Annotated in this window: 9 protein-coding genes; 7 read left to right on the top strand and 2 right to left on the bottom strand. The window is 73.1% G+C overall.

The annotated features are described in order from the left end of the window. Positions 1-131 precede the first annotated feature (131 nt). Complete coding sequence (locus tag IEZ31_RS51110) at positions 132-359, top strand: hypothetical protein (RefSeq protein ID WP_190257425.1); 228 nt, start codon at positions 132-134, stop codon at positions 357-359. Between the two features lie 34 nt (positions 360-393). Here IEZ31_RS51110 and IEZ31_RS51105 read toward each other — a convergent pair whose 3' ends face one another. Further along, the gene (locus tag IEZ31_RS51105; protein ID WP_190257424.1) at positions 394-708 is read right to left on the bottom strand and encodes a hypothetical protein; all 315 of its coding nucleotides are present in this window, start codon (positions 706-708) and stop codon (positions 394-396) included. A gap of 379 nt (positions 709-1,087) precedes the next feature. Here IEZ31_RS51105 and IEZ31_RS51100 point away from each other — a divergent pair, with 379 nt between their 5' ends. The 4 genes from IEZ31_RS51100 (at position 1,088) to IEZ31_RS51085 (ending at position 5,821) form a co-directional block, all read left to right on the top strand. Continuing rightward, complete coding sequence (locus IEZ31_RS51100) at positions 1,088-3,406, top strand: sensor histidine kinase (protein ID WP_190257423.1); 2,319 nt, start codon at positions 1,088-1,090, stop codon at positions 3,404-3,406. A gap of 8 nt (positions 3,407-3,414) precedes the next feature. Further along, complete coding sequence (locus IEZ31_RS51095; protein WP_190257422.1) at positions 3,415-3,825, top strand: roadblock/LC7 domain-containing protein; 411 nt, start codon at positions 3,415-3,417, stop codon at positions 3,823-3,825. Continuing rightward, the gene (locus tag IEZ31_RS51090; RefSeq protein WP_190257421.1) at positions 3,822-4,790 is read left to right on the top strand and encodes a TAXI family TRAP transporter solute-binding subunit; all 969 of its coding nucleotides are present in this window, start codon (positions 3,822-3,824) and stop codon (positions 4,788-4,790) included. Before IEZ31_RS51095 ends, IEZ31_RS51090 begins: the two co-directional genes overlap by 4 nt. Positions 4,791-4,864: 74 nt before the next feature. Further along, positions 4,865-5,821, top strand: a complete 957-nt coding sequence (locus IEZ31_RS51085; RefSeq protein ID WP_229837125.1) for a threonine ammonia-lyase — start codon at positions 4,865-4,867, stop codon at positions 5,819-5,821. A 402-nt stretch (positions 5,822-6,223) separates the two neighbouring features. Here IEZ31_RS51085 and IEZ31_RS51080 read toward each other — a convergent pair whose 3' ends face one another. Then, positions 6,224-8,305 (bottom strand): S9 family peptidase, encoded by a 2,082-nt coding sequence (locus IEZ31_RS51080; RefSeq protein WP_190257419.1) that lies wholly within the window; start codon positions 8,303-8,305, stop codon positions 6,224-6,226. A gap of 151 nt (positions 8,306-8,456) precedes the next feature. Between IEZ31_RS51080 and IEZ31_RS51075 the strand changes: the two genes are divergently transcribed. Both IEZ31_RS51075 and IEZ31_RS51070 read left to right on the top strand, forming a co-directional pair. Then, the gene (locus tag IEZ31_RS51075; protein ID WP_190257418.1) at positions 8,457-9,437 is read left to right on the top strand and encodes an alpha/beta hydrolase family protein; all 981 of its coding nucleotides are present in this window, start codon (positions 8,457-8,459) and stop codon (positions 9,435-9,437) included. A 189-nt stretch (positions 9,438-9,626) separates the two neighbouring features. Beyond that, the gene (locus tag IEZ31_RS51070; RefSeq protein WP_190257417.1) at positions 9,627-10,853 is read left to right on the top strand and encodes an FAD-binding oxidoreductase; all 1,227 of its coding nucleotides are present in this window, start codon (positions 9,627-9,629) and stop codon (positions 10,851-10,853) included. Positions 10,854-11,509 lie beyond the last annotated feature (656 nt).

Raw genomic sequence — 11,509 nt, 5'->3', positions numbered from 1 at the left:
CAGCCTATTGAGACACCTTCCCCGTCACCTCTGACCAGACCCCGGTCCAGAAACCGGATTGTTCAGCGGTCTCCTAGAAGGCTTCAAAAACGGCGGCGTGGGTATCCACCAGGGCACGGAGGTGAACCCACATGACTCGATACCGCAACCGCGCCCTGAAGGCGAGTGCCGCACTGTGGCTGCTCGTCCTCCTGGCCGACGCGGCCTGGGTGGCGACGTCGGGTGCCGCCGCGGTGGCCGCGACGGTGCTCGCGCTGTGCGTGCTCGTTTCGGCCGCGCTGCTCGCCAAGTTCATGCTCAACCTGCGTGAACAGCAGCCCGCGCCGGTGCGCGTGCGCGCGCAGCAACGCCGCCGCTAGCGCGACTCCGCCGGTGGTCGGTCGGGGGTTTCCCTCAACCGGCCGCCGGCGGTGCCGTTGGGGCGGGTGTGCGGTCGCTGCTCGTCCCCGTTCTGCTCCTCGGACTGGCTCCGGGCCCCACCCCGCCACCGGGCATGCCGTTGCCCGGCCCGCCGCCGCTGATCGAGCCGCGCGAGCCGTCTCCGGTCCCGTCGCTTCGCGAACCCACCGGGCGGCCGGCGTCCCCCTCGATCTTGCAGTCGTCGATGGTCTCGCCTGGACCGTCGTCGATGCCGTCGCGCTCGGCGGAGCCGCGGCGCCCGGCCCGCCGATCCTCGTCCTGGACCCCCCTCGCGGTCGTCGCGGTCATCGCCGGAACGGTCGCTTGGTTCGTACTGCGACGACGCCGTAACGCATAGTTGCGGAGACCTCCGCCGTTCGGCTCCCAACGGTTGCCGATGAGCGCAAGGACTCTCGTGGGAACCGCTCCTTTCCAGTAGCGTGCCGAGTCGTGATCCGTAGTGGCCCTGCCTCCCGCTGCGGTGTCGGAGCGCTCGCTGCAGTGACGAGGAGGCCCCCCGTTGGCTGGCACCGGTTCCCCCCGTGTCCCGGTTCCGCGCGGCGGCGGCCAGAACCGCCGTCCCGGCGGGACTGACACGTCGGTCGCCGGGCACCGCCGTGGCGGTGGACCGCGCCCGAGCGGCCTGCGGTCGGTCCGGACGCAGCTGATCGCCCCGATCCTCGTCGCCATGATCGGCCTGGCGACCCTGAGCACCCTCCAGGCGGCCACCGCCACCTCCGCCTCGCGGGACGCGAGCCGGACCCGGACCGCCGCCGTCACCGCGACGAGTGCCGTGCTGTTCGTGCACGAACTGGAGCGCGAGGTCGCCGAGACCGCCGCACTCCGCCAGCGCGGTGGCAAGTCCGGCGCCGCGCTGATGGTCGCGCAGCGGGAGCGCACCGACCAGGCGGCCCGCCGGTACCTCGACGACAGTCGCCGGGCGGTCGAGTCGGTGCCCGCGCTCGCCGGCGCCATCCGCAAGGCCAACGACCTCTACGGTCAGCTCGGCGCGGTCCGCGAGTCCGCCGACAACGGCGCGGCCATCACGCTGGTGGGCGACGCGGCGTACCGCGGACTGGCCGAGGCGCTGCTGGCCATCGCGGATGCGGTACCCGCGCAGATCAGGGACATCGAGCTCGCGAACGCGGCCCGTGCCGTCGCCGCCATCGCGGCCGTCGAGCACTACGCGGCGCTCGAGCGCGACCTCCTGCGCGCCATCTTCAGCCGCGGCGCCGTCGAGCCCGGCGAGCTCGGCACCATGTCCGAGATCCGCGGTGCGCGCGCCCAGCGGCAGGCGGAGTTCGAGCGCGCCGCGACCGCCGAGGAGGCGCGCGCGTTCGAGACGGTGCTGCGGGGCGCCGACATCGACAAGGCCGAGAAGATGAGCGCCGCCGTCCGCGACGTCGAGCGCAGCCCGGGCGGCGTCAAGGCCGACGCCGACGCCTGGTTCGTGGCGCAGAGCGGCGTCATCCGCCGGCTCAACGTCGTCAGCGTCGACTTCTCCGACGCGCTGGACCTGCGCGCCGACCAGATCGCGGTCAACGCGTCGCGGCGGGCCTGGGCCACCGGCATCGGCACCGCGGTGCTCGGCCTGACCGCCCTCGGCATCGCGATCCTGCTCGCGGTGCGCACCTCCCGACGCCTGCGCCAGCTGCGCGCCGCCGCGCTGCAGATGGCCCGGCGCGACCTGCCCGACGCGATCAACTCGGTGACCACCGGCGCCGGCCAGCGGCCCGAGTCGGCCGAGTCGGCGGCCGTCGTCACCCGGTCCATCGCCGCCACCAACGACGAGATCGGCCAGGTGGCCGACGCGTTCGGCAGCGTGCACCGCACCGCCCTGCGCCTGGCCGGCGAGCAGGCCGAGCTGCGGGTCGACATGTCCCGCATGGCCGAGGTGCTGGCCCGCCGCATCCGGACGCTCATCACGCGGCAGCTGCGGCTGCTCGACGAGTTCGAGCGCGACGAGACCGACCCCGACGTGCTGGCCCGGCTGTTCGCGCTCGACCACCTGGCCGCCCGCCTGCGCCGCAACGGGGAGAACCTGCTGGTCCTCTCCGGCGGCGAGCCCGGCCGCCCGCAGACCCACGCCGTGCAGTTCGGCGCGGTCGTCACCGCCGCGGCCTCCGAGATCGACGACTTCGAGCGGGTCGAGGTCGTCCAGGCCGACCTGGCCGTGGCGGGCCCGGCCGTCGGCGACGTGGTGCATCTGCTGGCCGAGCTGCTCGAGAACGCGGCCTCGTTCTCGCCGCCGACCCAGCCGGTGCGGGTCGACGCGCGGCCGACCGTCGACGGCGCGATGGTCCGCGTCCACGACAGCGGCATCGGCATCGTGCCGGCCCGGCTGGCCGAGATCAACGCCCGGCTGTCCGTGCCGAGCAACCTGAGCAGTGCCGCCGCCGGCACGATGGGCCTGCACGTGGTGTCGCACCTGGCCGCCCGGCACGGCATCCGGGTGCAGCTGCACGCTACCGGCAGCGGCACCGTCGCCTACGTCGCGCTCCCGCACCGCGTGCTGGAGCAGGCGAGCGCCCTGCCGGCCGGCCGCGGCGGCGTTGCCCGTCCGGAGCCCGTCCGTGGCGGCGGCGCCCGTCCGGAGCCCGTCCGTCAGGAACCGGTCCAGGTGCCCTCGACGGTCGGCGCGCCCCTCGGCCGGCCCCGCACCTCCGAACGACCGCAACAGTCCGGGACGGCGGCAGCACCCTGGTTCCGTCCCTACCTCAGCAGCGGCGAAACCCCGACGCCGCCACCACCCCCCGGCTCGTGGCCGCCACGGCCGGGAACACCGTCCAGTGCTGCCGGAGGTGGCTCGATGTCCGAAGCGAACCTTCCCCGCCGCCGTCCGGGCGCGCAGCTCGCGCCCGGAACCACCGAACAGCAGCCGCAGACCTCCCCCGCCGCGGCCGTCGACCCGGAGCTCGTCCGGTCCCGGCTCGCCGCGTTCGCGGAAGGGGTCTCGGCCGCCGCACGACGCACCAACAGCGCAGCCACAGGACAAAAGGATCAGTAGATATGGCCATGCCACAGCAACCCTCCGGCGCCGGACAGCTCGACTGGCTCATGGCCAGCTTCGCCCGGCAGGTGCCTGACGTCGCGCACGCGATCACCGTGTCCGGCGACGGCCTGCGGCTCGCGAGCTCGGCCGACCTGCCCATCGACCAGGCCGACCACCTCTCGGCCGTCATCAGCGGCCTCGCCAGCCTGGTCTTCGGCGCGGCCCGGGTCATGCAGGCGGGCCACGTCCGCCAGACGATCGTCGACATGGACGGCGGCGTGATGATCGTGATGTCCGTCGGCGATCGGGCCCTGCTCGGCGTGCTCGCGGCGCCCGGCTGCGACCTCGGCCAGGTGGGCTACGAGACCGCGATGCTCGTCCACCGCGTCGCCGACGCCCTGGACCCGCTGCCCCGGGACGCGTTGTCTCGATGACACGACGGGTGCTCGCGGCGGTACTGGCGGGAGCCCTGCTCCTGGCCGGTTGCGCGACCGTACCGCAGCGTCCGGGCGCCGGGCTCTGGCACGGCGGCCGGATCTTCATCGCCACCGGCAACACCACCGGCGTGTACTACACGATCGGTGGCGGCTACGCCGACCTCATCACCAAGCACGTCCCCGGCTATGAGGCGCGCGCCGAGGCGACGGGCGCCTCCGGCGAGAACATCGAGCGGGTGGCGAGCGGTGACATGGACGTGGCGCTGACCCTCGCGGACACGGCGGCCGACGCGTACACCGGCAAGGGCGCCTTCGACGGCGGTCCGCGCAAGATCGTGGCGCTGGCCCGGGTCTACAAGAGCTACATCCACCTCGTCGTGCGCAACAGCGCGCGGATCACCAGGTTCAGCGACCTGCGCGGCAAGCGGGTCTCGACGGGCTCGGCCGGCTCCGGCATCGACATCGTGGCCGGCCGCCTGCTCTTCGCCGGCGGCATCAACCCCGACACCGAGATCGTCCGGGAGCGGCTGTCGCTGCCGGAGACCACCAAGTCCATGCAGGCCGGCACGACGGACGCGTTCTTCTTCGCCGGCGGCCTGCCCACGCCGGGCATCGCCGACCTGCTCAACAGCGCGCCCGGGCAGTACTCGATCCTGCCGCTCAACGAGCTGCTCCAGCCGCTGACGTACACCTACGGCGCCGTCTACGGCCTGGCCAAGCTGCCGGCGACCGCCTACGGCACCCCGACCGACATCGACACGATCGTCGTCGGCAACCTCATCGTGGTGTCGCCCGACATGCCGGAGGAGCTTGCCTACGAGCTCACCAAGGTGCTCTTCGAGCATCAGATCGAGCTCTCGCGGGTGCACCCCGAGGGCGGCAACTTCGACCGGGCGTCGGCCCCGACGACCGACCCGTTGCCCCTGCATCCGGGCGCCGCAAGGTACTACAGCAGCGGATAGTTCGACGTTATGGATCTCTCATTCGCGCCGCGCGGACAAGGTGATCTCGGGACCGCAGTGTCAGGATGGGCGGCGTGACCACCCTCCAGCAAGACCTCGTTCGCCTGGACGACATCCGCGACGCTGCCGCGCGGGTCTCCGGCCTCGTGGTGCGCACCCCGTTGTTGCCCTGCCCCTGGGCCGACGACCTGTGGCTCAAACCCGAGAGCCTGCAGCCCATCGGTGCGTTCAAGCTCCGCGGCGCCACAAACGCCCTGCACCGGCTCGACCTGGAGCGCCGCAGCGCCGGCGTGATCACCCACTCCTCCGGCAACCACGGCCAGGCGCTCGCCTACGCCGGCCGCGCCCTCGGCATCCCGGTCACGGTCGTGATGCCCGACGTCTCCACCCCGCTCAAGATCGAGGCGACCCGCGGCTACGGCGCCGAGGTCATCCTCGTGCCGCAGTCCCAGCGCGAGATCGTGGCGGGGCAACTGGTCGCGGAGCGCGGCCTGACCCTCATCCCGCCGTACGACCACCCCGACATCATCGCCGGCCAGGGCACCGTGGGCCTGGAGATCTTCGAGGACCTCTCCAGCGTCGACGTGGTGCTGGTCCCGGTGGGCGGCGGCGGCCTGTCCTCGGGCGTGGCGACGGCGGTGAAGTCGCTGGCCCCGCGGGTCGCGGTGATCGGCGTGGAGCCGGCCGTGGCCGCGGACGCGGCGGAGAGCCTGGCCGCGGGCGTGGTCCGCACGCTGCCCGAGGCCCGGATGCTCAGCACGGTGGCCGACGGCCTGCGCACGCCGCTGTCGGAGTTGACGCTGGCCCACCTGAGCGCGTACCTGGACGCCATCATCACGGTGACCGAGGAAGAGATCCTGGACGCGGTGAAGACGCTGGCCCGCAAGGCCCGCCTGATCGCCGAGCCGAGCGGCGCCGTGACGACGGCGGCGGTGCTCCACCACCGCGACGCGCTGCCGGCGGGCCGCACGGTGGCGGTGGTGAGCGGCGGCAACCTGGACCCGAAGCTGGCCGCGACACTGTTCGCCTGACGGTTATCCACAGCCTGTGGGTAACGCCTGTGGGCAACGCCACCGTCACCTGGTGACGAGATCGACCGTTGCTGCCTCCGGTACGTGATTGAGCAGGCAATACAGAGCCGTGTGGATCGCTGGCGCTCGGTGTTGTCCACAGCGTTCCCCGCGTCCGTCCACAGCTGTCCACCGAGTTATCCACAGCTGGGGACGACGCGCTGTGGACGACACCACATGCCGCAAATTCCGACCCACTGGATCCGGCATTTCGCATATGTCGCGCACGGAGGGACGGCGACCCGAACTACTCCTGGGCGACCGCAGCCGGCGCCCTGGCTCCGTGGCCGCGCTCCATGATCGTGGGAACCGTCTGGTCGCCGGGGCAGCCAAACGGTTCCCACGATCATGGGCCGTGGTCGGTCAGGCGGCCTTGCCGACCTTGTCCAGGATCCAGGCCGTGATGAACGCCTCCTCGCGCCAGGCGTCATAGCGGCCGCTCGGCCCGCCGTGCCCCGCGCCCATCTCGGTCTTCAGCAGGACGTCCGTCGACGGGGACTGGGCCCGCAGCCGGGCCACCCACTTCGCCGGCTCGTGGAAGAGCACCCGCGTGTCGTTCAGCGACGTCACCGCCAGGATCGCCGGATACATCCCATCGGAGAGGTTCTCGTACGGCGTGTACGACTTCATGTACGCGTACACCTCGGGGTCCGCGAGCGGATTGCCCCACTCCTCCCACTCCGTCACCGTCAGCGGCAGCGACGGATCCAGGATGGTGTTCAGCGCGTCCACGAACGGGACCTGCGCCACGATCCCGGCGAAATCCGACGGCGCGAGGTTCGCCACCGCGCCCATCAGCAGGCCGCCGGCCGAGCCGCCGCGTGCGATCAGCCGGTCCGACGACGTCCAGGCGGCCTTCACCAGGTGCGCCGCGCAGGCCACGAAGTCGGTGAAGGTGTTCTTCTTCGCCAGGAGCTTGCCCTCGTCGTACCAGCGCCGGCCCATCTCGCCGCCGCCGCGGATGTGGGCGACGGCGAAGACCACGCCGCGGTCCAGCAGGGAGAGGCGCGGGATCGAGAACCACGGGTCCATCGACGCCTCGTAGGAGCCGTAGCCGTAGAGCACGGCGGGGGCGGAGCCGTCGCGGGGAGTGCCCGTCGCGGCCACGATCGAGATCGGCACGCGGGTGCCGTCCTCGGCGATCGCCCACTCGCGGTACTGCTCGTAGCGGGCCGGGTCGAAGTCGCCCAGCACCGGCTTCTGCTTGCGCAGCGTCAGCTCGCCGCTGTCCAGGTTGCAGTCGAAGATCGAGTCGGGAGTCACCAGCGACACGTAGTGCAGCCGGAAGGAGGTGGTGTCGTACTCCAGGTTCGCCTCCGGGCCGACCGAGTAGATCGGCTCGGGGAAGCTGATGTCGTACGGCGCGGCGCCGTGCAGCGGGACGACGCGGATCCCGGTCAGGCCGTCGCGGCGCAGCGAGACGACCAGGTGGCCGGAGAAGGCGTCGACCTGCAGCAGCCGAGTGCCGGGGTGGTGCTCGATGAGCGTGGTCCAGGCGCCGGGGTTGTCGACCGACGTGTACGACAGCGCGAAGTCCTCGGCGCCGTCGTTGTGCAGGATCAGGAACCGGTGCCCGTGGTGCTCCACCGAGTACTCGACGCCCTGGCGGCGCGGCGCGATCGTGACCGGCGGCGTGGTCGGCGCGTCGGCCGGGATCACCAGCACCTCGCTGGTGACCTTGCTGTTGAGGTCGATGAGGATGAAGCGCTCGCTGCGGGTCAGCTCGACGCCCACCCAGAACCGCTCGTCGGGCTCCTCGTGCACCACCACGTCGTCGGCGGACGGCGTGCCGATCGTGTGGCGCCACACGCGGTACGGCCGCCACGCCTCGTCGACGGTGGTGTAGAAGAGCGTGGAGCCGTCCGCCGCCCAGGCCGAGCCGTAGAACACGTCCTCGACGGCGTCCGGCAGCAGCTCCCCGGTGCGCAGGTCCTTGACCCGCAGCGTGAAGCGCTCGTCGCCGGAGAAGTCGGTGCTGTATGCCAGCAGGTTGCCGTCGACGCTCAGGTCGAACGTGCCGAGCGCGAAGAACTCCGAGTCGCCGGCGAGCTCGTTGCCGTCGAGCAGCACCTCCTCGCCGGGCAGGGCCGTGCCGTCGCCGATGTCGGGCGGGGTCGTCTGGCCGTCGGCCGCGGCGACCCGGCAGTGGATGCCGTACTGCTTGCCGGCCTCGGTGCGGGTGTAATACCAGAACCCGCCCTTGCGCGTCGGCACCGAGAGGTCGGTCTCCTTGGTGCGCGTCTTGATCTCGCTGAACAGCGTCTCGCGGAGCCCCTCGAGGTGTGCCGTCGCCGCGGTGGTGAACGCGTTCTCGGCCTCCAGATAGGCCACGGTGTCCGGATCGTCCTTCTGCTGAAGCCAGAAGTACTCGTCGACCACGGTGTCTCCGTGGTGGGTCCGCTCGTGCGGGACCCGCTTCGCGGTAGGCGGCTGCTCGCTCGTCACGCGTCCTTACGTTACCCGCTTTCCAACGCGGCCCCAGGACGAAGAAAGAGGCGGCAACCATGAGTGTCGTTCGCCGGTCCTAGTAATCAGGAGGGAGCGACGCCGGTACCGTCATGGTCTCGTAGTTCGGGCGAGGCCACGGAGGGATGCGGTGCGGCGTCGTGCACTGTTGCACATCGGGGTGACCGGGCTGGCAGCAATGCTGGTCCAGGCGTGCTCCGAGGGGTCGTCGACGACTCCGCGGGCGGGGGGTGGCCCGCCGGCCGGATCTCCGGGCGGCTCGGGCCGGGCCGCGTCGACGTTCGACCCCTCGGGGTACGTCCCCGCGGCGGTGCCGCTCGCCGAGCTGAAGAAGCTCTTCAACTACGACAAGAACCAGAGCCTGGGCGCCACCCTCACCGACAAGCGCACCGGCGACGGCGTGATCCTCGAGGACCTCACCTACTCGGACGCGCGCGGTCACGAGGATCTTCCGGCGTACGTCGTGGGGCCCGCGGGCGACGCCGGCCGGTATCCGGCGGTGATCCTCGCGCCGGGCAGCGACGGCAACCGGGACGCACTCCTCGACGAGGCGATGACGCTGGCCCGGGCCGGCGCGCTGGTCGGCGTCACCGGCCTGCCGCTCAAGCCGACCGGCGACGCGGCGGCCGACGCCAAGACCGTCGCCGACGCGGTCGTCGGCCAGCGCCGGGCGATCGACCTGCTGGCCCGCCGGTCCGACTGCGACCCCTCGCGGATCGCGTTCGTCGGCCACAGCTGGGGCGCGGCCCAGGGCGCGGTGCTGCTCGGCCTGGAGACCCGGCTGGCCGGCGTGGTGCTCGCGGGCGGGTCGGGCCGGATGTCCCGCTGGATGGTCAAGCAGCAGGTACCGCCGGATTGGCACGCCTATCTCGACTCCCTCGCCCGCTTCGACGCCGGCCCCTACGTGGCGGCCGGCGGCAAGCGCTCGGTGCTGCTGCAGTTCGGCGCCAAGGACGAGGTCTTCCCGAAGTCCGAGCAGGACGAGCTGGCCGCCGCGGTGGCCGGCACCAAGGAGCGCAAGGACTACGACGCCGGCCACGACCTGGACAAGCTCGCCGCCGCGAGCGCCGACCGGGCGGCCTTCCTCAAGCGGGTCTTGCGGCTCAAGTAGGGAGCCCGTAGGCTCTCGAACGTATGTTCGATGTCGGTTGGCGCGCCATGTGCACGCTTCCGGCGATCGATCGTGTGACGAGAGCGTCAATGGGAAAGCCAGGATCATGCCCTGGTTACCGCGATTCCCGGCGACCGATCTTCCCCCCAGCGACGGCGGCGGTTGGTGACCAGGGAAGCGGAGCTTGCGGTGACGGTGATCGAAGGGCTCGCGGAGGCGTGCGGTCCGGACCACGTGTGGGAGGCCGGCCCGGCCGACGCCGTGGACGGCGTGCCCGTGGGGTGGGTGGCGGCGCCCGGCGCTGCCGAGGACGTTTCGGAGGTGCTGCGGTTCGCCGCGGCGGAAGGCCTGTCCGTCGTGCCGACCGGGGCGGGCACCAAGCTCGACTGGGGCCTGCCCCCGACCCACGTCGACATCCTGCTCGACCTGGGCCGGATGTCCGGCATTCTCGACCACGACCCCGGCGAGCTGATCGCGACGATCGCCGCCGGCACCCCGATGCGCGCGATCCGGGCCCACCTGCTGCGCGAGGGCCAGCGCCTGGCGCTCGACGTCGGCTCGCCGGCCGCGACCCTGGGCGGCGTCCTGGCCGCCAACGAGGCCGGCCCCCTGCGCCACCGGTTCGGCGCGCCCCGCGACCTCGTCATGGGCGTGCGCGTCGCGCTCGACGAGGGCAGCCTGGAGCGCCACGTCGACGGCTTCGACCTGGCGCGGCACGTCTGCGGGTCGTACGGGACGCTCGGCGTCATCACCGAGGCCACCGTCCGGCTGGAGCCGATGCCCGCCGCCCGCGCCTGGGTCATCCGGCCGGTGACCACGCCCCGCGAGGTCCAGCAGCTCACCGAGGCGCTCCTCGCCTCGCACCTCGAGGCGGCCGCGATCGAGGCCGACCTGCCCGGCGGCAGCGGCGGGCGCCCGGCCGAGCTGGCCGCGCTGTTCGAGGGCGCCCGCGACGCCGCCTTCAGCCGCGCCGAGGCGGCGGCCAAGCTGCTCGGCGGCGGCGCCACGGTCGAGCAGCTGCCGCCGGCCTGGTGGGGGCGCTATCCGTTCTCCGCCGAGGACGTCGCGCTGAAGCTCTGGGGCCGGCCCAGCGAGCTGTTCGCGGTCGTCTACGCGCTGCGCGACGCGGCCGGCACGCCGGTGCCGGTGCGCGGGTCGGTCGGCCTCGGGGTGGCGCACGCGTCGCTGCCCGACTCGGTGGCCCCGGAGCGGCTCGCCGGCATGCTGACCGCCGCCCGGACCGTGCTGCTGGCCCGGGGCGGCGGTGGCTGCACGCTGCTGCGGGCTCCGCTGGAGCTGCGCGAGCTGGTCGAGACGTACGGCCCGGGCCGGATCGACGATGCGTCGGCCCGGTTGAAGCTCGCGCTCGACCCCGAGGACCGCCTGGCCCCGGGCCGCCTCCCCGACCCCGCCTAACCCCCACCCGCCCGCCCCGCCCCGCCTCCGCCCCGCCTCCGCCCCTCCGTGCGCCGCCTCGGCCCGGCGCCGCCTCGGCCCGGCGCCGCCTCGGCCCGGCGCCGCCTCGGCCCGGCGCCGCCTCGGCCCGGCGCCGCCTCCGCCCTGCCCGCGCAGCCTGCGCCCCTCCGCGTGCCGCCTGCGCCCCTCCGCGCGTCGCCTGCGCCCCTCCGCGTGCCGCCTCCGCCCGCCCCGCGCCGCCTCCGCCCCGCGGGCCCTCCGTCGCCGCGCCCCTCCGCGTCCTCGTGCGTCCGCTCGCCGCGCCCCTCCGCGTCCTCGTGCGTCCGCTCGCCTCGTGCGTCCGCTCGCCTTTGCGCCGATCTTGCAGTTGTGGTGCCAGGACACTCCCACGATGTCCGGGTTTGTCAACCACCACAACTCCAAGATCGACGCTGTGGAGCGGACGTAGAGGGGCGGAGGCGGACGGGTGGAGGGACGAGGCGCGGGCGGAGCGGAAGGGTAAGGGGCCGGCGGGGCGGCGGGTGAACGCGGAGGCGTGGAGGTGCCGCGCGCGTAGGCGGGGCGCCGGGCGGACGCGGAGATGTGGAGGGACGGGAACGGCTCGGGACGTCGTGGGCGGACGTGGCGGGCGGAGGTGGCGGGCGGACGTGGCTCGC

Origin of the sequence: Dactylosporangium sucinum (genome assembly GCF_014647515.1) — a bacterium.
In the GTDB taxonomy this organism is placed as follows: Bacteria; Actinomycetota; Actinomycetes; order Mycobacteriales; family Micromonosporaceae; genus Dactylosporangium; species Dactylosporangium sucinum.
Note: the sequence above shows the minus strand (reverse complement) of the source record. Positions and strands in the feature narration are given on the sequence as shown.